Origin of the sequence: Nocardia nova NBRC 15556 (genome assembly GCF_001613005.1) — a bacterium.
GTDB lineage: Bacteria > Actinomycetota > Actinomycetes > Mycobacteriales > Mycobacteriaceae > Nocardia > Nocardia nova.
Genome location: NZ_BDBN01000118.1, coordinates 1 through 20,676, shown reverse-complemented (window position 1 = coordinate 20,676; position 20,676 = coordinate 1). Strand labels below are relative to the sequence as shown.

20 protein-coding genes, 1 pseudogene and 1 riboswitch are annotated in these 20,676 nt (G+C 68.4%); of the genes and pseudogenes, 11 read left to right on the top strand and 10 right to left on the bottom strand.

What is annotated here, in order from left to right; translation table 11 throughout:
* Positions 1-678: pseudogene (locus tag NN2_RS32485) on the bottom strand (hypothetical protein); the annotation flags it as partial.
* A gap of 197 nt (positions 679-875) precedes the next feature.
* On the opposite strand from NN2_RS32485, the gene NN2_RS32480 reads away from it, so the two are divergent.
* Positions 876-1,334, top strand: coding sequence for a DUF3151 domain-containing protein (locus NN2_RS32480; protein ID WP_030516647.1), 459 nt, complete (start codon positions 876-878; stop codon positions 1,332-1,334).
* Between the two features lie 71 nt (positions 1,335-1,405).
* Positions 1,406-2,500, top strand: coding sequence for an FUSC family protein (locus tag NN2_RS32475; protein ID WP_063018756.1), 1,095 nt, complete (start codon positions 1,406-1,408; stop codon positions 2,498-2,500).
* A 382-nt stretch (positions 2,501-2,882) separates the two neighbouring features.
* On the opposite strand, the gene NN2_RS32470 is transcribed toward NN2_RS32475, so the two are convergent.
* Both NN2_RS32470 and NN2_RS32465 read right to left on the bottom strand, forming a co-directional pair.
* Complete coding sequence (locus NN2_RS32470; RefSeq protein ID WP_082857436.1) at positions 2,883-3,656, bottom strand: site-2 protease family protein; 774 nt, start codon at positions 3,654-3,656, stop codon at positions 2,883-2,885.
* Positions 3,653-4,276 carry a hypothetical protein gene (locus NN2_RS32465; protein WP_231953370.1) on the bottom strand — a complete coding sequence of 208 codons (624 nt, stop codon included), beginning with the start codon at positions 4,274-4,276 and terminating at the stop codon, positions 3,653-3,655. Before NN2_RS32465 ends, NN2_RS32470 begins: the two co-directional genes overlap by 4 nt.
* 335 nt (positions 4,277-4,611) lie before the next feature.
* Here NN2_RS32465 and NN2_RS32460 point away from each other — a divergent pair, with 335 nt between their 5' ends.
* Complete coding sequence (locus NN2_RS32460) at positions 4,612-5,907, top strand: adenylosuccinate synthase (protein WP_030516643.1); 1,296 nt, start codon at positions 4,612-4,614, stop codon at positions 5,905-5,907.
* Here NN2_RS32460 and yczR read toward each other — a convergent pair.
* On the bottom strand, positions 5,901-7,391 hold the full coding sequence (yczR, locus tag NN2_RS32455) for a MocR-like transcription factor YczR (RefSeq protein WP_063018750.1): 1,491 nt from the start codon (positions 7,389-7,391) through the stop codon (positions 5,901-5,903). The genes NN2_RS32460 and yczR overlap by 7 nt on opposite strands.
* Before the next feature lie 62 nt (positions 7,392-7,453).
* On the opposite strand from yczR, the gene NN2_RS32450 reads away from it, so the two are divergent.
* Both NN2_RS32450 and NN2_RS32445 read left to right on the top strand, forming a co-directional pair.
* Positions 7,454-7,702 carry a hypothetical protein gene (locus tag NN2_RS32450; protein WP_064907740.1) on the top strand — a complete coding sequence of 83 codons (249 nt, stop codon included), beginning with the start codon at positions 7,454-7,456 and terminating at the stop codon, positions 7,700-7,702.
* Between the two features lie 83 nt (positions 7,703-7,785).
* Entirely contained in the window at positions 7,786-8,466 is a 681-nt protein-coding gene (locus NN2_RS32445) for a methylated-DNA--[protein]-cysteine S-methyltransferase (protein WP_063018746.1), read from the top strand.
* A gap of 52 nt (positions 8,467-8,518) precedes the next feature.
* Here the strand turns inward: NN2_RS32445 and NN2_RS32440 are convergent, their stop codons facing one another.
* Positions 8,519-8,926, bottom strand: coding sequence for a hypothetical protein (locus tag NN2_RS32440; RefSeq protein WP_063018744.1), 408 nt, complete (start codon positions 8,924-8,926; stop codon positions 8,519-8,521).
* 198 nt (positions 8,927-9,124) lie between these two features.
* Between NN2_RS32440 and NN2_RS32435 the strand changes: the two genes are divergently transcribed.
* Positions 9,125-9,550: a nitroreductase/quinone reductase family protein gene (locus tag NN2_RS32435; protein WP_063018742.1), complete on the top strand. Its 426-nt coding sequence runs from the start codon at positions 9,125-9,127 to the stop codon at positions 9,548-9,550.
* Between the two features lie 24 nt (positions 9,551-9,574).
* Here NN2_RS32435 and NN2_RS32430 read toward each other — a convergent pair whose 3' ends face one another.
* The 4 genes from NN2_RS32430 to NN2_RS32415 all read right to left on the bottom strand — a co-directional run bounded on the left by NN2_RS32430 (position 9,575) and on the right by NN2_RS32415 (position 15,866).
* Positions 9,575-12,187, bottom strand: coding sequence for a LuxR C-terminal-related transcriptional regulator (locus NN2_RS32430; RefSeq protein ID WP_063018740.1), 2,613 nt, complete (start codon positions 12,185-12,187; stop codon positions 9,575-9,577).
* Positions 12,188-12,316: 129 nt separating this feature from the next.
* On the bottom strand, positions 12,317-13,417 hold the full coding sequence (locus NN2_RS32425) for a CaiB/BaiF CoA transferase family protein (RefSeq protein ID WP_063018738.1): 1,101 nt from the start codon (positions 13,415-13,417) through the stop codon (positions 12,317-12,319).
* A 111-nt stretch (positions 13,418-13,528) separates the two neighbouring features.
* Positions 13,529-14,413, bottom strand: a complete 885-nt coding sequence (locus tag NN2_RS32420) for an amidohydrolase family protein (protein WP_063018736.1) — start codon at positions 14,411-14,413, stop codon at positions 13,529-13,531.
* Between the two features lie 49 nt (positions 14,414-14,462).
* The gene (locus NN2_RS32415; RefSeq protein WP_063018734.1) at positions 14,463-15,866 is read right to left on the bottom strand and encodes an FAD-dependent oxidoreductase; all 1,404 of its coding nucleotides are present in this window, start codon (positions 15,864-15,866) and stop codon (positions 14,463-14,465) included.
* Positions 15,867-16,132: 266 nt separating this feature from the next.
* Between NN2_RS32415 and NN2_RS32410 the strand changes: the two genes are divergently transcribed.
* From NN2_RS32410 to NN2_RS32390, 5 genes are all read left to right on the top strand, one after another.
* Positions 16,133-16,564 (top strand): Rv0361 family membrane protein, encoded by a 432-nt coding sequence (locus tag NN2_RS32410; protein WP_155525769.1) that lies wholly within the window; start codon positions 16,133-16,135, stop codon positions 16,562-16,564.
* A gap of 54 nt (positions 16,565-16,618) precedes the next feature.
* Positions 16,619-16,732, top strand: a riboswitch (SAM riboswitch).
* 18 nt (positions 16,733-16,750) lie between these two features.
* Positions 16,751-17,173 carry a rhodanese-like domain-containing protein gene (locus NN2_RS32405; protein WP_063018730.1) on the top strand — a complete coding sequence of 141 codons (423 nt, stop codon included), beginning with the start codon at positions 16,751-16,753 and terminating at the stop codon, positions 17,171-17,173.
* A 40-nt stretch (positions 17,174-17,213) separates the two neighbouring features.
* Entirely contained in the window at positions 17,214-18,428 is a 1,215-nt protein-coding gene (locus NN2_RS32400; protein WP_030516632.1) for an O-succinylhomoserine sulfhydrylase, read from the top strand.
* A gap of 46 nt (positions 18,429-18,474) precedes the next feature.
* Complete coding sequence (locus tag NN2_RS32395) at positions 18,475-19,101, top strand: type 1 glutamine amidotransferase family protein (RefSeq protein ID WP_063018728.1); 627 nt, start codon at positions 18,475-18,477, stop codon at positions 19,099-19,101.
* Entirely contained in the window at positions 19,098-19,565 is a 468-nt protein-coding gene (locus NN2_RS32390; RefSeq protein WP_030516630.1) for a MarR family winged helix-turn-helix transcriptional regulator, read from the top strand. The genes NN2_RS32395 and NN2_RS32390 overlap by 4 nt, the downstream gene beginning before the upstream one ends.
* Positions 19,566-19,629: 64 nt before the next feature.
* On the opposite strand, the gene NN2_RS32385 is transcribed toward NN2_RS32390, so the two are convergent.
* Positions 19,630-20,388: an HAD-IIA family hydrolase gene (locus NN2_RS32385; RefSeq protein WP_051756585.1), complete on the bottom strand. Its 759-nt coding sequence runs from the start codon at positions 20,386-20,388 to the stop codon at positions 19,630-19,632.
* Positions 20,389-20,676 lie beyond the last annotated feature (288 nt).

Below are 20,676 nucleotides of genomic sequence, written 5' to 3'. Positions count from 1 at the left end.
GGCAGCCTTCGCGGTTTTCGCACCCTCGGCGCCCTTCGCGGTGCGCTCGGCGTCGGGTGCGGCGGCCGGGCCGTTCGTTTTCGCCGGGCCGTTCGCGGCGGCCGCTCCGGCAGTGCCGGCCGTGGCGTCGGATTTGCCGGAGTTCTCGGAGGTGGGAGCCTTGCCGGTCTCCTCGGGCTTCTTGCCGGATTCGTCGCGCCTGGGGATGGCGACCGTCTCCGCTTCACCCGCCCCATCGCCCGGCGCGGTGCCCGCCTTGTCGCCGCCGGCCGCCGCGCCACCGCCGTTCGGTGTCGAGCCGGGCGCAGCGGCGGGCGACTTGCCTGAGCCGGGAGCGCCGGGACCGCCGGACTTCGTACCGGAAGCGTTCGGGCCGGACTTGTCACCCGCGGCGGAACTCGCCTGTCCCGCAGCGCCTTTTGCCCCCGGTGTGCGAATGACCTGGGTTTGCGCCGACGGTGACGGCATGGGTGCGGTGGGGGCGGCGCCGGGAAGTTGATCCCGGGAGATGCGCTGGGTGCGGTCCGGGGCGCCGGTGTCCGGTTCGCGACCGGCGGTTGTCCCGCCCTGGGCGCCGGGCTTCGCCGGTCCGTCCGGACCCGCACCGGATGCAGCCTGACGCGGGCGGTCGCCGGAGGCGCCCTGGTGCGGCTTCTGGTCGTCGTTCGGGTCGGACACGCGCTACCCCTTGCTCAGTATCAGCTGTCGGTCGTCGACTGTCGGTCTCAGACGGCCAGCCTAATGGGGTGGGGGCGCGTAGGAGGCGGCAGACGCGCAACCATATAAGGCCTCGCCATCAGGAGGGGGACTCGGCATCGGGACCCGCGCACCCGCTGCCCGGCGAGCCGCCGCGGTGGCGGTGCACAATGAAGCCCATGACCTCCTTCGGTGATCTGCTCGGACCGCAGCCGGTATTGCTTCCCGAAAACACGGAAGCCGAACAGGCCCTGCTGGACAACCAGGACCCGGTCCAGGTCGCCGCCGCCCATCCGACGGCCTCCGTGGCCTGGGCGCAGCTGGCCGAGGACGCGCTGGACCGCGCCGGCGTCGTGGGCGCACCCGAGGGCCAGGCCGAGGTGAGCCTCGATGTGGTGGCGGCCTACGCCTTCGCCCGCACGGGCTACCACCGCGGGCTGGACCTGTTGCGCCGCAACGGGTGGAAGGGCTTCGGCCCGGTGCCGTGGAGCCACGAACCCAACCAGGGCTTCCTCCGTGCGGTCGGCGCCCTCGCCCGCGCCGCCCAGGCCATCGGCGAGAGCGACGAATACGCCCGCTGCCTGGATCTGCTCGAGGATTGCGATCCCCGCGCCGCCGCCGAACTCGGATTGGACTGAGACTGGCCGGCACGGAACGGTTCGCGACCGCCATCACCGTCGATGCGGTTCGCGACAGCGGTAGACAGCGCATGCGCAGTGGCTGGGTGCGTCTGCGCCGGTCCGCGCTTCCGATCTTCCAGTGTGCGGTGGGCGCGGCACTGTCCTGGTTCGTCGCCCACCGGTTGGTGGGGCATCCCCAACCGTTCTTCGCGCCGATGGCCGCGGTCATCTCGATCGGGGTGTCGTTCGGTGCGCGGCTGCGCCGATCGGTGGAACTGGTCGGCGGTGTGGCCGTCGGGATCGGGATCGGCGATTTCTTCATCGGGCAGGTCGGAACCGGCGCGTGGCAGATCGCGCTCGTCGTCGGGGTGGCGATGGCGACCGCGGTATTTCTCGATCGAGGTGCGGTCATCCCGATGCAGGCCGCCAGTTCGGCGGTGCTGGTCGCCACGTTGATGCCGCCGCATACCGGCGGAGGTTTCAATCGCATGGTCGACGCGCTGGTCGGTGGGTTGGTCGGCGTCGTGGTGGTGGCCGCGATTCCGCTGCATCCCGTGCGCCGGGCCCGGCAGCAGGCGGCCGATATCCTCACCGTCCTGGGCGCGGCGCTGACCGCGTGCGCCGACGGCCTCCATGAGCAGAACGCGGAGAAGGTCCGCGCCGCATTGCATTCCGTGCGCGGCACGCAACCGCAGATCGACGGTTTGCGCAACGCCGTCGAAGGCGGCCGCGAGGTCAGCCGGATCTCGCCGCTGTACTGGAATTCCCGGCCCCGGCTGGAGGCGATTCGCGCGGCGGTCGACCCGCTCGACAATGCCGTGCGCAATACCCGAGTGCTGTTGCGCCGTGCGCTGACTCTGGTGCGCGACGACGAAATCCTCGATCCCCGAATGATCGCCGAGGTCGAAGAACTGGGGCAGGCGGTGGAAGTGGTGCGCCGCTACATGGTTGCCGAACCCGGTGAACAGCCCGATGCCGCCGAAGCGACACGCGTCCTGCGGCGGGTGGCGAAGGGCGCGACCAAGGATCTGGTCGCGGGCGCCGGGCTGTCCTCGCACGTGGTCTTCGCTCAATTGCGTTCCATCGTGGTCGATCTGATGCAGGTCTGCGGGATCAAACGCCTGTCGGCGATCGCGTTGCTGCCGCCCACCGTGCGGAACCCCTATGTGGCGCCCGAGGATTGACCGGACGTGACGCCACCCGTGGGAACCCTTGTGGCAGGGCGTGTTCGGTAGCCTCGCCGTGCCGGAGATTTCCCGAGCGAGCGCTCCGGTACCAGTAGTCGCCGAGCGGTCCGCGAGGTCGCCGGGTCCGGCTGCGCACGGCCGACGCGGCCGAATCGGGTAGTCGACTACTCGTGTCGCGGGTCGGCGCGGATCGTACGTTTGTCTCGACCGCGTCGACGAGGGGTGGCGCGGTCGGAAAACTTCGCGACGGATGCGACGTGCGGCCGATTGGTGTGCGGCCGACCGCGTAGGGGGCGGGAGCTCCGTCGCGAAGAGGGCCGCCCGGTTCCTGTTCGCCGGCGAATCGAACGGGAATCGGGCGCGCCCGCCGAAACGCGTGTCAGGTCCAGAAGCGGGTCAGATAACTGCCGATGGCCGCCCAGTCCGACGGCACGCCGGACAGTTCGAACACCCAGTAGACGGCATCGAAGAACACGCGATTGAGCTCCGGCACCCACAGAATCGCGAGCAACAGCAGCAGCCCGAACGGCTTCACCTGATCCAGCGACCGCCGTGTCTGATAACTGAGCGACGGCTCCACGATCGCGTAGCCGTCGGTTCCCGGAATCGGCAGCAGATTCAGAATCGTCGCGGTGATCTGCAGAAACGCCAGGAAACTGAGGCCGAACCAGAACGCGGCGTGGTCATGGGTGGAGCCGGCGAATCGGACGATCACCAGCAGCACCACCGCGCACAACGCGTTGACCGCCGGACCGGCCGCGCTGATCGCACGCTGGGTGCGCGTCGAAAAGTTCTGCGTATTCAGATAGACCGCGCCACCGGGCAGTGCGAATCCGCCCAGCGCGATGAAGAAGATCGGCAGCGCGATCGACAGCAGGGGATGGCTGTATTTCACCGGATTCAGCGTCAGGTACCCGCGCATCTGCACTTCGCGATCTCCGGCCCGATACGCCGTGTAGGCGTGGCCGAATTCGTGCAGGCACACGCTGAGAATCCAGCCCGCCACCACGAAGACGAACACTCCGGCCTTGGCCCGGGTGGACAGCGGATCGGCATCCCAGGCCAGCGCCCCGCCCAGCGCGGTGATCACCACGATCAGCAAGAAGATCGGACTCGGGTGCACCACTCTCCGAGCCGGAAAGGAGTAGGTCATCGCACCAGCAGCCAGGGCTCGTGATGACGGTAGAAACTCGACCGCGGCACCGTGCGATCGGCGGCGATGCCGTCGCGCGTCACCGCCGCCCCCGGTGATCCCAGCTGTACGGCGCGCCCGGCCACCCAGCGCTTCTTACCCCAGCCGCGCTGCACCGTGGCGCGCACGCCCGGCATCTCGAGGGTGGGTGAAACATGCAGCGCCGCAACCTTTCCGGTGAACAACCGGACCTCGTCGACGTACGCCTCCCCCTCGAGTTTGCCGCCGTCGCGGCCGGTGATCGTGGCCCGGCCGACCAGGACGGTGCCGGTCTCGTCGCGGATCAGAGGGGTGGGCTCGGCGCGGCCCTCCAGCGCGCGTTTGGCGGCGTGCGAGCCCGTGCCGGTCTGATATGCCCGGGAACCGTAGGTGCGATCCACCGGCACATAGCCGATTTCGACGGTCAGCCGTTCGGTGCGCAGCAGATGGGTGAGCACCGCGGCTAGACCGGCATCCTCACCGAGCACGATGAGCCGCGGCTGGTTGTCGGCAGCCAGGACCGGAAGCAGTTCGTCCAGTTCTGCGGTGTCGGGAATCGCCGTGGTCTGGGTGGTGGGCAGCGACGCGAGCGCGATGGGCACGGGAGCGCCGTTGCAGCGGAGAACATGAGTACTCAACTGCCGAACACCCTCCTCGGACCTGCCAACGCCATCGCCCTCGCTGCCTACCGGGCGCACCCCTGCCGGGACGCCTCCGCAGGCCACTGTAATCGGCTCGGGCGGTCGGCGCGCTCTCCGCTGCGCCACGCGGGGAAGGAGGTGGCTGGTTACGGCACGAATTGTGTCCACTAGACTGTCCCTCCGGCCACCGCCACTTGGCGCGAGCGACGGGCCTCGGGAGCGCCGTCATCGGGCTCTGCAACGGCAGGTAGCTGCAGCGTCGCCGATGCTGCGTGTCGAAACCGTAGGAGACTCCCATGCCGGCAATCGTGCTGATCGGCGCCCAGTGGGGCGACGAGGGTAAGGGCAAAGCTACCGATCTGCTCGGTGGCCGCGTCCAGTGGGTGGTCCGCTACCAGGGTGGCAACAACGCAGGTCACACCGTGGTCCTGCCGAACGGCGACAACTTCGCGCTACACCTCATCCCGTCCGGCATCCTGACGCCGGGTGTCACCAATGTCATCGGCAACGGTGTCGTCATCGACCCGGGTGTGCTGCTCGACGAACTCGCCGGACTGGAACAGCGCTCCGTGGATACCTCCCGGCTGCTGCTGTCGGCGGACGCGCACCTGATCATGCCGTACCACGTGGCCATCGATAAGGTCACCGAACGTTTCCTCGGCAACAAGAAGATCGGCACCACCGGACGCGGCATCGGCCCCTGCTATCAGGACAAGGTCGCCCGCGTGGGCGTGCGTGTCGCCGATGTGCTGGACGAGAAGATCCTCACCCAGAAGGTCGAAGCCGCACTGGAATTCAAGAACCAGGTGCTGGTGAAGATCTACAACCGGCGCGCACTCGACCCGCAGCAGGTGGTCGACGAGGTGCTGAATCAGGCCGAGGGTTTCAAGCACCGCATCAGCGATACCCGGCTGCTGCTCAACCAGGCGCTGGAGAACGGCGAGACCGTCCTGCTGGAGGGTTCGCAGGGGACCCTGCTCGACGTCGACCACGGCACCTATCCCTATGTGACGTCGTCGAATCCGACCTCCGGCGGTGCCGCGGTGGGCGCGGGCGTGGGACCCAACAAGATCACCACGGTGCTCGGCATCCTCAAGGCCTACACCACGCGCGTCGGCTCCGGCCCGTTCCCGACCGAACTGTTCGACCAGTCCGGTGAGTATCTCGCCAAGACCGGCGGTGAGGTCGGCGTGACCACCGGCCGTGCCCGCCGCACCGGCTGGTTCGACGCGGTGATCGCCCGCTACGCGACCCGGGTCAACGGCATCACCGACTACTTCCTCACCAAGCTGGATGTGCTGTCCAGCCTGGACCGCGTGCCGATCTGCGTGGCCTACGAGATCGACGGCGAGCGGGTGGAGCAGATGCCGACCACCCAGACCGAATTCCACCACGCCAAGCCCATCTACGAGGAGATGCCGGGCTGGTGGGAGGACATCTCCGGAGCGCGCAGCTTCGACGACCTGCCGGCCAACGCGCGGGCGTACGTCGAACGGCTGGAGGAGCTTTCCGGCGCTCGCGTGTCCTGCATCGGCGTCGGACCCGGCCGTGACGAGACGATCGTGCGTCACGACGTCCTGAACCATCAGTAGCAGGTGAGGGGCGCCAAGGGTTCGGTGGCGTGCGGGGTCAGCGAAGCGTAGGTCGCCGCGATCGACTTCACCGCCACCCGCAGATCGGATTCGGTGTGGGTGAACGGGATTCGCAGGAACCGCTCGAAGGCGCCTTGGACCCCGAAACGGGGTCCGGCGGCCAGCAGCACGCCGTGATTCGGCGCGGTGGCGGCGAGAGCGGTCGAGACGGGAGCCGGAAGTTGCACCCAGATCGACATGCCGCCGCAACCGGGACTCACCTGCCAGTCGGGCAATTCCTCGGACAGGGCGTCCAAGAGAGCCGCACGCCGGCTGCGTAGTTGTTCGCGGCGTTGTTCGAGGATGACGCCGGCATGATCGAGCAGATAGCCGGTTGCCAGCTGGTCCATCACGGGCGTGCCGAGGTCCACCGTGGAGCGGGTGCCGAGAAGTTTCCCGATGAGCGACTGGTTGGCGCGAATCCAGCCCACGCGCAGGCCGCCCCAGAACGACTTGGATGCCGACCCGATCGTCACGATCTCCGAACCGCGTGCGAAAGCCGCCGCCGGAGGAGGGGTTTCGCCGTCGAGCTGCTGATCGACCATGGACTCGTCGACGATCACCGTCATGCGGGTCTCGCGGGCGATCGCGGCCAGTTCCGCCCGGGCGTCGGCGCTCATCAGCAGGCCGGTCGGATTGTTGAAGTCCGGCACCAGGTAGGCGGTGCTCGCGGCGGTTTGCCGTGCGGCACTGCGGATTCCGTCGAGATCCCAGGCGGCATCCGGTTGTTCGGGGCGCAGCGGCACCGGGACCGGCCGGGCGCCGACGTCGCGGATCGCCTCGATCGCGTTGGGATAGGTCGGGTGGTCGATCAGGACGCGTTCGGCGGGTGCGGTGAGCACATTGAGGAGCAGCCGAAGTCCGTGCTGCGCACCGAGAGTCACCAGAATCTGATCCGGCTCGGTGGGCAGGCCGCGCTCGGTGTAGCGGCGCGCGAGCATCTCCCGCAGCGGCAGCACGCCCACCGGGTCCATGCCGTGGGTGCCGAGATAGATCGGAAGACCCTGCAGCGCAGCCGAATACGCGTCGTTCATCTGCGGCGGCGCCGACATCGCGGCGTAGGTGAGGTCGATGGTGGGCTGGGCCGTCGGTGACATCACCGCCAGGATGCTGCGGGCCGGTTTGGTGCCGTCGTGTGCGACGTCGGAGGGCAGGGCGACCGTGCTGCGCGAGCCCTGCCGGCTGATCAGATAGCCGTGCTCCCGCAGCAGCGCGTAGGCGGAGGTGACGGTGGTGCGGCTGACGCCCAGCGCGGTCGCCAGATCGCGTTCGCTGGGCAGCGCGATACCCAGCGGGGCGCGGCCGTCGTGGATCAGCAGGCGGATACTCTCCGCGAGTGCCAGATAGGCCGGGCGCGCACCCCGGCGGGCGGCGCCGGATTCGTCGTGCCGCCAGCGGCCCAGGTCGCGGGTGAGGGTGGCCGCACTGATCACGCGTATCGCCATAGAGGCCAGTATCCGGGTAGTGGCTATTTGATTCAAGTCCAGATGCGGGCAGGGTGGACCTCATGTTCTCCGGTCTTGCCGCCCTGCTGGTCGTCGTGGTGGTTCTCGTGGCCGTCTATCGCTACGCCACCGGATCCGGCCGCCGGGTCGTCGCACTCTTCGAGCGGTATCGACCGCATGCGCCGATGGCGGATTGGTCGCTGGGAGAGGCGGATCGCCGTGGTCGGGTCCGGGATCTCGCGGTCGGGCGCGGCCGCGGGACCGGTGTGGCACGGGACCGGTCGGCGACTCGACCGCCTGCGTCGCCCTGACCTTCGGGGGCGGCATCAGTCCAGTCGTGTGGTACTGGACTGCAACAGCCGGGAATGTCGGACCCTCGGTGCACACTGTGGGTATGTCTGCGGGCAAGTTGTCCTCGGTCGCGGTGACCGAATTCGATACCGCCATCGGCCGATGCGCCATGGGATGGACCGATGACGGCGTCGTGCGGTTCCAACTGCCGGAAGTCGCCGGCGTGCGCGCCCCGGCACGGGTCGAATCTCCGGAGCTCGCCGAATCCCCCGGGCTCGTCGGATCCCCGGAACGTGACGAATCCGCGCCGCTCGCCGATTCCCCGGACGCTTCCGCCCTCATGTCCGGCATGCTGCGCCGCGGAGTGGACGCGATCGCGTCCGCGAGGGTTCGCACCGTCGAACCGTCCGGTGCGATGGCCGAGGCGATCCGGGCCATTCGCGCGCATCTGACCGGCGAACTGGACGATCTGCGGTGGATTGCGGTGGACTATCGCGCGCAACCGGAATTCCATCGCGCGGTCTACGACATCACGCGCACCATCGCCCCGGGACACACTCTCACCTACGGCGAGGTCGCCGCCCGGGCCGGAGCGCCCGGCGCGGCCCAAGCCGTCGGACAAGCCTTGGGCCGCAATCCCATTCCCTTGATCGTGCCCTGCCACCGCGTGCTGGCGGCCGATCACGGACTGCACGGCTTCTCCGCGCCCGGCGGCATCGCGACCAAGGCCCGCCTGCTCGAAATCGAACGCACCTCGGGATTTGGGGAACCGACCCTGTTCTGAGCGCCGGTGGGCCGGCTGGGCGACCGCACCGAGTCGCCGGCGCCGATGGCTGCTATTTGTGTTCGGGGTTCGGGTTGATCGCGCCTTGGATGCCGTCGTTGGCGCGGTTGACGCCGTCGACCACCGCATCCGGTACGGCATCCGGCACCGGCGCGCTGAAGCCGCCCACGCGCACTTCGCGCGGAGCGGGCGGTTCGGTCGGCTTCGGTTCCGGCTTCGGCGCGGCCCGGGGCGCGGACTGCGGAGCCGGTACGTGTTGCGGTGAGGCGGAACGCAATTCGGCGGGCTCGTCGGAAGGAGCCGGGGCATCCGGGGTGGTGACACCGGGCTGAACCGGACCGGTCGCCGCGGCGGTACCGGCGAAACCGAGGACCACCGCGAGCGGCACCGCCGCCATCGCGACCCGAATACCCGTCATCAGATACCGATTTCGACGGATCACGCCGAGCACCACCCTCATCAGCAGCCTGCCTGTGTGGCGACCACGGCCGCCGCCAGCATCGTAATCGACCGCTAGCGGCGACGCAGTGTCGAATTCCGCACAGCGACGGCCTCCTGCCGTGGTCGGACACGCGGCGTATCCCGTCGAACGATGTATGCCCGGGAGCGGAGGCCTACCGTAGACGTCATGACGAAGGGGAGTGGCGGGCGAGACAGCATGGGACACGAACGGAAAGCGTCACCTCCGGCCCGCGATATCCGCCGCCGGCTCGCGGTGCCGGTGCAGCGGTACATCGCGATTCCCGTGGGCAGCCGGGTCGCGCGGTACCTCGGCGGACTCGCCGTACTGGAGACGACCGGGCGTCGCAGTGGTCAGCCGCGACGGACGCCGATCGGGGGGAGGCTGGTCGGCTCCTCCTACTGGTTCGTCTCCGAATTCGGGCGCGATTCGCAGTACGTGCGCAATATCGTCGCGAATCCCAAGGTGCGCTTGCAGATTCGCGGTGTCTGGCACGACGGCACGGCGGTCCTGCTCGACGACGACGATGCGCGGGCACGGCTGCGCAAGCTCAACCGCGTCAACAGTTCGGTCGTGCGCGCCGTCGGCTCGAACCTGCTGACGATTCGCATCGACCTGGAGTGACTCGGACCGGCCGGGGCGAACGGTTCAGCGCTGTTTGCCTCGCGGTGGCTCGCCGCGCATCAGATCGGCGAGCGCCTCGCGATCGGTGACGTCGAGCTTCATACAGGCCCGATAGAGATGTCCCTCGACGGTCCGCACCGACACCGTCAGCCGATCCGCGATCTGCCGATTGCTGAGTCCGGCCGCGACCAGATTGGCGATTTCGCGTTCCCGCGCGGTGAGCGGAAGTGGTTGTGCCGATTGCCGAAGCGCCGGTGTGCTCGCGCCGCCGCAGGCCGCGGCCAGGCGATTGGCGGTCGCGGCGGATTCGAGCAATCGGCGCCGATCGCCGTGCCGCTCGTGCGCCGAGGCGGCCTGCGCGGCGGCGTCGGCGGCCGAGAGCAGGGCGCCCATTCGCTCGAATTCCGCTGCGGCATTGTCCAATCCGGGGCCGTCCTGGGAGGCCACGGCCACCGCGTGGCGAGCCTGCACCTGCACCAGCGCGCCGTCGATCCGCGCCGCGATATCGGCGAGCCGCCCGGCCACGGTGCGGTCGCCGAAGCGGGCCGCGGTGTGCAGGGCCATGGCCTCGATCGCGTGCTGGTGGGACCGGGCCGCGGCGTCGGCGGCGCCGATGGCCAGCCGCACGGCCGGGGCGACGGTGCCTTCGGCCGCGGCCTGCCACGCGCGCGCGATTTCGAGCTGCGGTTCGTAGACCGCACTGTGCCGGCCACCGCGCAGCCGCGCCTCGGCGATCGTCTCGGCGGCCTCCGCGGCCCGGCCCAAGGCCGAATAGGTTTCGGCGAGACGAATTCTCGCCGGGAACATCCACGCGGCGGCGCCCTCGGCGGTCAGCGCCGCGAGCGCCTGTTCGAGATTCTCGACGCCCTCCGGGAAGTGCCCCTGTGCCACGTCGACGGTGCCCTGCAGGATCTTCGAGAGCCCCCAGGCCAGATACTGTCCCGGCGCCGAATATCCGAAATAGCCGGAGGCACAGCGACGTGCGGCATCCAGTTCACCGGTGAAGGTGAGCGCCAGCACCTCCGCGTGCGCGGACATGAAGCGCGTCGGCCCGTCGACCTGCTCCTCGACCTGATGGCCGCGCAGGGTGTATTCGCGCGCGGCCGCACTGCGGCCCATCAGCGCGAGCGCCAGACCGCCGCCGAACGATGCCCACCACACCGCCCAGGCCGGCGCGTCCGGTGTGGACATCACTGCCTCGGCGTCGGTGAAGGCCTCCTCCAAGCGGTTTTCGTTCACCTCGCACGCGGAAGCCAAGCCCCGCAACGTCAGGACGATCTTCGGATGCCGGACCCGGCTGCGCACCAGGGACAGCACCTCGTCGGCCCGGTCGGCATCGCCCATGGCCCACAACAGATTCGAGACGCGGGTGCTGCCCCAGCGGGCCAGCTGCACCTCGTTCAACTGATCCGGATCGAAACTGGCCAGGGTGCGTTCGGCCTCGATGCGATGTCCCTGCCACAGCAGCGCGCGTGCCAGCAGATCCGCGGACTCGACACCGCCTCGGCGCTCCACCGCCGCGCGCGCGAACCGTTCACCGAGGGGGATGTTCGCCAGCCCGATGGCATCGGCCGCGGCCGCCTCGAACAACTCCAGATCCGCGGATTTGTCACTGTCCAAAGCCAATTCGGCCAGCCGGATGCGATCGGAGGCGGATTTGATCGGCCGCTCCCGCAGCGACGAATACAACCGGCCCCGGAGCCGGCGAGCCGAGGCGATACCGAGCCGCCGCCGGATCACCTCGCCGAACAGCGGATGGTTGTAGCGCACCAGCAACTGGTGACCGTTCTCGACAATCCGGATCACGCCACGGGTTTCGGCCTGTTCGACCGCATCCTCGCCGGCCAGTTCGGCCAATACGTCGAGATCGATGGGCTCGCAGAAGGTGAGCAGTTCCAGGACGCGCAGCACCGACTCCGGCAGCTGCTCGACGCGATCCTCCAGCAGTGCCGCCAGTTCCGAGGTCACCGCCGCCCGCCCGCGCAGCTGCCACACCCCGTTGACCTGTCGCAGCGTGCCCGCCTCCAGCGCGCCCTCCACGAGATGACGCAGGAACAGGGCATTGCCGCCCGAGGATTCCCACATCAGATTGGCGGTGAACCCCTCCAGCTGCCCGCCGAGCATGGATTCGACCAGTTCGACGCTCTGCGGTTCGGAGAACGGCGTGAGGTCGATCCGCAGCAGATGCCCGTCCTTCCACAGCGAGGTCACCGCGTCCGGCACCTGCACCCCGCTGCGTACCGTGCAGACGATCCGCGCGGCCTTGTCGATGGCCAACTGCAGCAGCAGTGTTGCCGAGAGCTGATCGAGCAGGTGGGCATCGTCGACGCCTATGATGGTGTCGCCGTCGGACAGCAGCGCCTCCCGCGCGGCGGCCATGAACGTGACCGGGTCGTGTGCGGTGTACACGCCGACCATATGCGCGAACACGCCGAGCGGAATACTGCGTGCGGACTCGGTGCCCGCCACCCAGCGCACACTCCCGCCCACCGCGGCCGTCGCCTGCCGCGCCAGGGTCGTCTTCCCCACCCCCGCGTCGCCGGTCAGGATCGCGCCGACGAATTCGGTGCCGGTCAACGCGGCGCGAATCGACTCCAATTCGCCACCGCGCTCGATCATCGGCCAGTTCCGAGCCATGAAATTACTGTAGTGCCTTGGCGAATTTGCGCGGAATGAACGAACCGCGAACGGCCGCAGCCCTATCCAGCGCAAATGCCGGCGTGCCGGGAACGCCCCGGTGGCGGCGCTCGCCACCGGGGCGCCGCGTCAGTTCGCCCAGATCTCGTCGATGGCCGTGGCGGCCGAGGGAGGCGGGGTGGGGGTGCCGCCCTGGGTGCGGGAGAAGCGCGGGGCGGGGGCGTGCTGGACCACGCCGTCGATCTCGACCAGGGATTCGCGGGCGGTGATATGGCCGTTCTCGGTGGCCTCGGTGAAGGTGAGGACCGGGGTGCAGCAGGCGTCGGTGCCGTCGAAGATCGCGGCCCATTCGTCGCGGGTCTTGGTCTTGAACTTCTCGGTGAACAGCTTGCGCAGCTGATCCTGGCCGTTGGGGTCGAGTTGCATCGGCAGGCCCTCGGGGTCGATCTCGAGACCCTTCAGGAATTCGGCGTAGAACTGCGGTTCGATGCAGCCGACGGCCATGTACTTGCCGTCGGAGGTCTCGTAGGTGTCGTAGAAGGCCATACCGGTGTCGAGCAGGTTGGTGCCCCGCTCGTCCGACCACAGGCCCATGCCGCGCATACCCCAGATCATGTGCGAGAGGGAGAGCGCACCGTCGATCATCGCGGCGTCGATCACCTGGCCCTTACCGGAGATCGACCGCTCCACCAGCGCGGAGAGCACACCCATCACCAGGAACATCGAACCGCCGCCGAAGTCGCCGACCATGTTCAGCGGCGGGACCGGGCGCTCACCCTTGCGGCCGATGGCGTTGAGCACACCGGTCAGCGAGATGTAGTTGATGTCGTGGCCGGCGCGGTCGGCGAGCGGGCCGTACTGTCCCCACCCGGTCATCCGGCCGTAGATCAGGCGCGGGTTGCGCTCGAGGGTGACGTCCGGGCCCAGTCCCATCCGCTCGGTGACGCCGGGCCGGAAACCCTCCAGCAGCACATCGGCCTTGTCGATCAGGCCGAGCACCTTCTCGATATCGGCGGGATCCTTGAGGTTGGCCTCGACGATGGTGCGTCCCCGCCACTGCGGTCGTTCCATGAATCCCGGCAGCTGGCCGGGACGCTGCACGCGCACCACATCGGCGCCCAGATCGGCCAGCAGCAGTGCCGCGTGCGGGCCGGGGCCGATTCCGGCCAGCTCCAGAACCTTGATGCCCGCGAGTGGGCCCTGTCCGGTGGTGGTGGATGAAGTGCTCACGCCCTACCTCGGTTCGTCGTCGATCCTGCGACCGGCGGCGCGCGCCGGTGTTGACACTACGACAATAAGCGGTGGATGTGACGCACGGCATCCGGGTGCGGGTGTGCGCGGCTATTCGATGATCCGCAGCGGTCGCGTCCGGTCCGGGGACTGGTTCCGTTTCGGCGGCTGGGGCAGTTCCGAGCGGCGCAGCCGCAGCGTCGGCGGTTCGGTGCGCGGAATCGGCAGCGTCGGCACGGGATCCTCGGCCGAACGCACCTTCATCGGCAGCCGGTAGCAGGCGCGGGCGTTGTCCTCGAGCACCCGGTACATATCCGCGCCGACGGCCCGGCCGATGATCTCGATATCGGCATCGCGGAACGGCCGTCCGGCCCGATTGCCCGGCAGATCGGAGCCGAACATCAGCGCACCGGGATTGACCGCGTGCACCCGCCGCATCGCCGATTCCACATCCATCGACACCCGACCGAATCCGGAGGCTTTCACCCGGGCCCCGCGATCGACCAGATTCAGCAGATAGGGCAGGCACTCGTCGGACATGCCCATGTGGTCGATGCTCAGCGCCGGCAGTTTGGAGATGACCGGTTCCAGCGAGCCCAGCATGGATCCGTCGATGTAGAGCTCGACATGCCAGCCGGCGAGTTCGTAGGCGCGCACGGCCTGCATGGTCAGCGTGACGATATCGACCGCGGCGCGCTTGAGATTGAACCGGATGGCCCGCACCCCGGCCCGGTCCAGTTCGATGATCTGCTCGTCGGTGACGTCCGAAGGCAGATTGATCACGCCGACCCAGTTCGGCCCGAGTTCGGCCAGTGCGGCGATCATGAACGTCGAGTCGGTGCCCTGGAAGGACGCACTCACCACCGCACCACCGTCGACATCGAAGTGCGCCATGCGCTTTCGATAGTCGGCGATGGTGTACGGCTCCGGCAGGTAGCCCTGATTCTCGACCAGCGGATACCGCGGGTCGATGATGTGAACGTGTGAATCGAACACGTGATCAGCATGCCTCAGGTCGGTGACGAATGCGGATCCGGCGTGGTGTTCAGACCTTGTGCGGCTCGCTCGCGCGCAGCATGTCCTCGCGTTCGACGACCTTGACCCGCTCGCGGCCCTCGGGCTCGCCGAGCGAGCGCTCGTGGGCGTCGAGGCGGTACCAGCCGGCCCAGGTGGTGAACGGAATGCCCTTGTCCTCGAGGAACTTCGTCACGGCCTCGGGATCGGGTTCGGCGGCCGGGGTGAAGGAGGCGGCGTCGTCGAGCAGGCAGGCGATGGTCTCGTTGGCGTCGCCCTTGGTGTGGCCGATCAGGCCGACCGGGCCGCGCTTGATCCAGCCGGTGACGTAGGTCTGCGGCAGGTAGCGGGCGGTGCCGTCGGCGCCCTCGTCGACGAGCACGCGACCGGCCTCGTTCGGCACGGTGCCGGCCTGGTCGTCGAACGGCAGCTGCGGGATGTTCTGCGACAGGTAGCCGACGGCGCGGTACACGGCCTGGACGTCCCAGTCCTTGTAGGTTCCGGTGCCCTTGACGTTGCCGGTGCCGTCGAGGGTGGTGCGCTCGGTGCGCAGGCCGACCACCTTGCCGTCCTCGCCGATCAGTTCGGCCGGGGATTCGAAGAAGTGCAGGAACAGCTTGTGCGGGCGGTCGCCGACGTCGCGAATGGCCCACTGCTCGAGGGTGTTGCAGACCATGTCGACCTGCTTGGAGTGGCGGCGCGCGGCTTCCGAGCCCTCGTCGTAGTCGATGTCCTCGGGATCGACGATCACCTCGATATTCGGCGAGTGATCGAGTTCGCGCAGTTCCAGCGGGGTGAACTTGGCCTGGGCGGGACCGCGGCGGCCGAAGACGTGCACCTCGACGGCCTTGTTGTTGCGCAGGCCCTCGTAGACGTTCGGCGGAATCTCGGTGGGCAGCAGTTCCTCACCGGTCTTGGCGAGCACGCGGGCCACGTCGAGCGCCACATTGCCCACACCCAGGACGGCGACCTTCTCCGCGTCGAGCGGCCAGGTGCGCGGCACGTCCGGGTGGCCGTCGTACCAGGACACGAAGTCGGCGGCGCCGTAGCTGCCGTCCAGTTCGATACCCGGGACACCCAGGGCGCGGTCGGCGTTGGCGCCGGTGGAGAAGATCACCGCGTCGTAGAAGCGGCGCAGGTCCTCGAGGTCGATGTCGCTGCCGTAGTCGATATTGCCGAGCAGGCGGACCTGCGGCTTGTCGAGCACCTTGTGCAGCGCGGTGATGATGCCCTTGATGCGCGGGTGGTCGGGTGCGACGCCGTAGCGGATCAGACCGAACGGGGCCGGCATGCGCTCGTAGAGGTCGATACTCGCCTCCACGTCGGACTTCATCAGCGCGTCGGCGGCGTAGATTCCGGCCGGTCCGGCACCGACGATCGCGATGCGCAGGGGGCGGTCGCCCGCGCCGCTATTCGTTCCAGCGTGTTCGGTCATTTCTACGCGCACCCTTTGGTCGAAAACTCTCGTCTTGTCAGCCGTCCTTCTTAGCTTAGGCTAAGTTGACGTGCGGGCCGGGCGCCTGCCCGACTGCTCCGCCGATGCTGCCTCGTTGCCGCGCGGAGCTCTCCCGATCCGTGCACCGGATGTGGCCGGAGTTCTGGTGATTCTATCGGTGGCACACACCGCCGCTATTCCCGGTATCCGCGCGAAAATGCGGGCGTGATCTTCGACACTTGGACCCGCCGGGGATGATGCAGGGCATGAATGATCCGGCTACCTCGATCGATCAGCGCGACACGACGCGGTCGGCGAAGCCGTTCCTGATCGCCGCGGCCATCGCCGTCCTGGCGGTGCTCGCCGTCGTCATCCTCGGAATCACCCGCCCGGCTGAGAACAATCTCACAGATCCGGATCGGGTCGCCATCGCGGCGCGCAACTTCGCCACGGCGAGAAGCGATTCCGACGCCGACCGGCGCAAGACCACCGAATGCACCGGGTTCGACGAGAAGAAGTCGCCGCTGGGCGCCGACTCGGCGGGCAAGAAGGTGGAGATCGCCGGAGTCGAGGCGGTGCACATCGACGGCGACCGCGCGACGGCGTCGGTGACCAGCCGGATCGACGGTCGCCAGTCCGCGGCGAACTGGAATTTCAGTCGCGAGAACGGCACCTGGCTGGTGTGCGTCAACCCCTGAGCCGCCGCTGTCCATGTTTGACAATCGGGCCTGTGACCAGGCATTCTCGGTTCAGGTCATGAGTACCAGCGGTAAGCCCCGGCTCGCTGGTCGGCAACCCTCCTCCGCGGTGGGGTGCTCCGGGTGACGACCTGGCCGCGGTCCGACCGGACGCGGCAAGTGCGGATTCCGTAGGAGGTTCGACAAGTGAGCTACGCCGGTGACATCACGCCCGGGCAGGCGTGGGAGTTGTTGCGCGACAATCCGGATGCGGTGCTGGTGGATGTGCGCACCGAGGCCGAATGGCGGTTCGTCGGAGTGCCCGACACCACCTCGATCGAGCGGCCGACCGCCCTCATCGAATGGGTCGACGGCACCGGCGCACCCAACCCCGTATTCGTGGAGCAGTTGAAGCAGGTGCTGGCCGATCGCGCGGGCGACAGCGATGCCCCAGTGATCTTCCTGTGCCGGTCCGGGCAGCGTTCGATCGGTGCGGCCACGGCGGCGACGGCGGCCGGTTTCGCGCCCTCCTACAACGTGCTCGAGGGTTTCGAGGGTCCGCTGGATGCCGAGGGGCATCGCGGCGGCACCGGTTGGCGCGCACTCGGCCTGCCGTGGCGGCAGTCGTGAGCGGATCTGTTGTGCGGCAATTCTTTTCGTGGAGGCAGTCATGATCACCGGCGGTGCATTCGATCGGCCGCTGCCCGAGGGGGTGGGACCGGCGACCCTGGGCGTGCGCGGCGGGCTGCGCCGCTCCGGGTTCGAGGAGACCTCCGAGGCACTGTATCTGTCGTCCGGATTCGTCTACGAGAGCGCCGAGGCGGCCGAAGCGGCCTTCACCGGCGATATCGAGCATTTCGTCTATTCGCGCTACGGCAATCCGACGGTCGCGATGTTCGAGGAGCGGATGCGGCTGCTCGAGGGCGCCGAGGCGTGCTTCGCCACCGCCAGCGGCATGTCCGCGGTGTTCACCGCGCTGGCCGCGCTGCTCGGGCAGGGAGACCGGCTGGTGGCCGCGCGCAGCCTGTTCGGTTCCTGTTTCGTGGTGTGCAACGAGATCCTGCCGCGCTGGGGCGTGGAGACCGTCTTCGTCGACGGTGAGGATCTCGACCAGTGGGAGCAGGCGCTCTCGCAGCCGACGGCCGCGGTGTTCTTCGAAACTCCCTCGAATCCGATGCAGACCCTCGTCGACGTACGGCGGGTGAGCGAACTGGCCCATGCCGCCGGCGCGAAGGTCGTGCTGGACAACGTGTTCGCGACGCCGCTGCTGCAGCGCAGTCTCGACCTCGGCGCCGATGTGGTGGTCTACTCGGGCACCAAGCACATCGACGGACAGGGTCGCGTCCTCGGCGGTGCGATCCTCGGCACGAGCGACTACATCAACGGGCCGGTCAAGAATCTGATGCGCCACACCGGCCCGGCGCTGAGTCCGTTCAACGCCTGGACCCTGCTGAAGGGACTGGAGACGATGCCGCTGCGGGTGCGTCAGTCGACGCAGTCCGCGCTGGCCGTCGCCGAGTTCCTGGAACAGCATCCGGGCGTGGCCTGGACGAAGTACCCGTTCCTCGCCTCGCATCCGCAGCACGAGCTGGCGACCGCGCAGATGTCCGGCGGCGGCACCGTGGTGACCTTCGAACTCGCCGCGGGCCCCGACGAGGGCAAGAAGCGGGCCTTCGAGGTGCTGAACCGGCTGCGCATCGTCGACATCTCCAACAACCTCGGCGACGCCAAGACCCTGATCACGCATCCGGCGACCACCACGCATCGTGCGATGGGTCCGGAAGGCCGTGCGGCGGTGGGACTCACCGACGGGGTGCTGCGCATTTCGATCGGTCTCGAGGATGTGGAGGATCTGCTCGGTGATCTGGAGCAGGCGCTGAGCTGACCGCCGGGCGTTGACAGTATGCTGTCAATCATGACAGCATACTGTCATGACTCAGACGGTTCATGTGGCGGTGTACGACACGTTCGCGGATTGGGAGCCGAGCTACGTGACGGCCGGCATCAATCGCCCGTTGATGCAGCGCGAGCCGGGAATCCGGCAGATCCGCACGGTCGGCGCCACCTCCGCGCCGGTCACCTCGATGGGCGGGTTGCGCGTGGTTCCCGATCTCACTCTGGACCAGCTCTCCCCGGCCGACAGCGCGATGCTGATCCTGCCCGGCGCCGACATCTGGGAGGACGGGCAACTCGCGCGGTTCGCCCAGGCTGCAGAGGACTTCCTGAAGGCCGGCGTACCGGTCGCGGCGATCTGCGGTGCGACCTACGGCCTGGCGAAACAGGGCCTGCTCGATGCTCGTCCGCACACCGGCAACGCGGCGGACAATCTCGCCTCGACCGGATATTCGGGAGCGCACCACTATGTGGACGAGCCGGCGGTGACCGACGGCGATCTGATCACCGCGAGCGGCATCGCACCGATCGACTTCGCACGCCACATCTTCGCGCGGCTGGATCTGTTCGAGCCGGCCGTCCTGGATGCGTGGTATCGGCTCTACGCGGACCGGGATCCGAGCGGATTCTTCGCCCTGCAGGCCGCGGCGGTCGAGCCGGCATGAGCCGCGGTGACGCCGAACTGTTCTCCGCGGCGGCGATCACGACCTTCAAGCTGAACGGCCAATTCCTCACGATCGCAGAGGAATTGGCGAAACCGGCGGAGATCACCGCGGCCTGGTGGCAGGTGCTGGGTGCGGTGCTGCACGAACCGCTGCCGGTATCGGGGATCGCGCGGGAGATGGGTATCACCCGCCAGAGCGTGCAGCGCATCGCGGATCTACTGGTGGGCAAGGGATTGGCCGAATACCGGCCGAATCCGTCGCATCGCCGCGCGAAGCTGGTGGCGATCACCGATGCGGGCTACGCTGCCGTCCGCCGGATCACCCCGAAGCATGCTGTCATGGCGAAACAGCTTGCGCGACAATTGGGTTCGCAGCGTTTCGCCGAAGTGGTGGATGCGCTGGGTGATCTGTCGGCCGCGCTGGAGGCGCTGGAATCCGGGGAGCGCGGCGGAAGTCCGGACTGATGGGTTCCTGCGCCGGAAAGTACCGTGCCGGCGGACCTCCGGTGCGCCGGCCCGACTTTCCCGCTCAGGCCGCGAACGGATTCTCGGTGCGGCCCACGAGATCGGCCACCGAATCGATCACCAGCGTCGGCCGGTACGGGAACTGTTCCATCGACGCCCGGGTGGAGATCCCCGAGGTCACCAGGACCGTGCGCATGCCCGCCTCGAGTCCGGCGATCACATCGGTGTCCATCCGGTCACCGATCATCACCGCCGACTGCGAATGCGCGCCGATCTGCCGCAGCGCCGAGCGCATCATCAGCGGATTCGGTTTCCCCACGTAGTACGGGTCGCGCCCGGTCGCCCGGGTGATCAGCGCGGCCACGGAACCGGTCGCGGGCAGCACGCCCTCACGGGAGGGCCCGGTGGGGTCGGGATTGGTGGCGATGAACCGGGCGCCGCGTTCGACCAGCCGGATCGCGGTGGTGATCGCCTCGAACGAATAGGTTCGCGTCTCACCGAGGACGACGTAATCAGGATCGCTGTCGGTCAGCACGTAGCCGATCTCGTGCAGGGCGGTCGTCAATCCCGATTCGCCCACCACGTATGCCGTCCCGCCGGGACGCTGCTCGTTCAGGAAGGTGGCCGTCGCGGTTGCCGAGGTCCAGATCGAGGACGCCGGAATGTCCAGCCCGATCCGGCGCAGGCGGGCCTGCAGATCGCGCGGGGTGCGGATGGAATTGTTGGTCAGGACCAGGTACGGAATCTCACGCTCGGTCAGCTCCGTCAGGAACGCATCGGCGCCGGGAATGAGGTGGTCCTCGTGCACCAGCACGCCGTCCATATCGGTCAGGTAGGACAGAATCGGTTCGCTGTCGGCAGTCACGAGCCAATTGTGGGCTATCGGCGGTAGCGATGTGATGTTCCGGTAGGTCGTACGCGCGGCGGCCGCGGAATTCGCTCTGGTTATGGTCGAATGCGACCGCAGCTTGCCGCGCTGTGGACAGTCGGGACAGGAATTCGGGACACCCGTCCGGCGCTGCACTCGGTCGACGCGGTCGTCTCCCGCCCGGGAGCCGGCCCAAGCACGCACGTGACGGCGAACAGGAGTGGCGCAGTGAGTGATCTCAAA

What these genes read in the sequence shown, in the direction of transcription:
- NN2_RS32415 (WP_063018734.1), bottom strand. Translation starts at nt 15,866, where the DNA reads ATGACCGAACACGCTGGAACGAATAGCGGCGCGGGCGACCGCCCCCTG.
- NN2_RS32400 (WP_030516632.1), top strand. Translation starts at nt 17,214, where the DNA reads ATGATCACCGGCGGTGCATTCGATCGGCCGCTGCCCGAGGGGGTGGGA.
- NN2_RS32395 (WP_063018728.1), top strand. Translation starts at nt 18,475, where the DNA reads ATGACTCAGACGGTTCATGTGGCGGTGTACGACACGTTCGCGGATTGG.
- NN2_RS32445 (WP_063018746.1), top strand. Translation starts at nt 7,786, where the DNA reads ATGTCTGCGGGCAAGTTGTCCTCGGTCGCGGTGACCGAATTCGATACC.
- NN2_RS32460 (WP_030516643.1), top strand. Translation starts at nt 4,612, where the DNA reads ATGCCGGCAATCGTGCTGATCGGCGCCCAGTGGGGCGACGAGGGTAAG.
- NN2_RS32440 (WP_063018744.1), bottom strand. Translation starts at nt 8,926, where the DNA reads ATGAGGGTGGTGCTCGGCGTGATCCGTCGAAATCGGTATCTGATGACG.
- NN2_RS32430 (WP_063018740.1), bottom strand. Translation starts at nt 12,187, where the DNA reads ATGGCTCGGAACTGGCCGATGATCGAGCGCGGTGGCGAATTGGAGTCG.
- NN2_RS32475 (WP_063018756.1), top strand. Translation starts at nt 1,406, where the DNA reads ATGCGCAGTGGCTGGGTGCGTCTGCGCCGGTCCGCGCTTCCGATCTTC.
- NN2_RS32410 (WP_155525769.1), top strand. Translation starts at nt 16,133, where the DNA reads ATGAATGATCCGGCTACCTCGATCGATCAGCGCGACACGACGCGGTCG.
- NN2_RS32480 (WP_030516647.1), top strand. Translation starts at nt 876, where the DNA reads ATGACCTCCTTCGGTGATCTGCTCGGACCGCAGCCGGTATTGCTTCCC.
- NN2_RS32470 (WP_082857436.1), bottom strand. Translation starts at nt 3,656, where the DNA reads ATGACCTACTCCTTTCCGGCTCGGAGAGTGGTGCACCCGAGTCCGATC.
- NN2_RS32385 (WP_051756585.1), bottom strand. Translation starts at nt 20,388, where the DNA reads ATGGACGGCGTGCTGGTGCACGAGGACCACCTCATTCCCGGCGCCGAT.
- yczR (WP_063018750.1), bottom strand. Translation starts at nt 7,391, where the DNA reads ATGGCGATACGCGTGATCAGTGCGGCCACCCTCACCCGCGACCTGGGC.
- NN2_RS32450 (WP_064907740.1), top strand. Translation starts at nt 7,454, where the DNA reads ATGTTCTCCGGTCTTGCCGCCCTGCTGGTCGTCGTGGTGGTTCTCGTG.
- NN2_RS32390 (WP_030516630.1), top strand. Translation starts at nt 19,098, where the DNA reads ATGAGCCGCGGTGACGCCGAACTGTTCTCCGCGGCGGCGATCACGACC.
- NN2_RS32435 (WP_063018742.1), top strand. Translation starts at nt 9,125, where the DNA reads ATGGGACACGAACGGAAAGCGTCACCTCCGGCCCGCGATATCCGCCGC.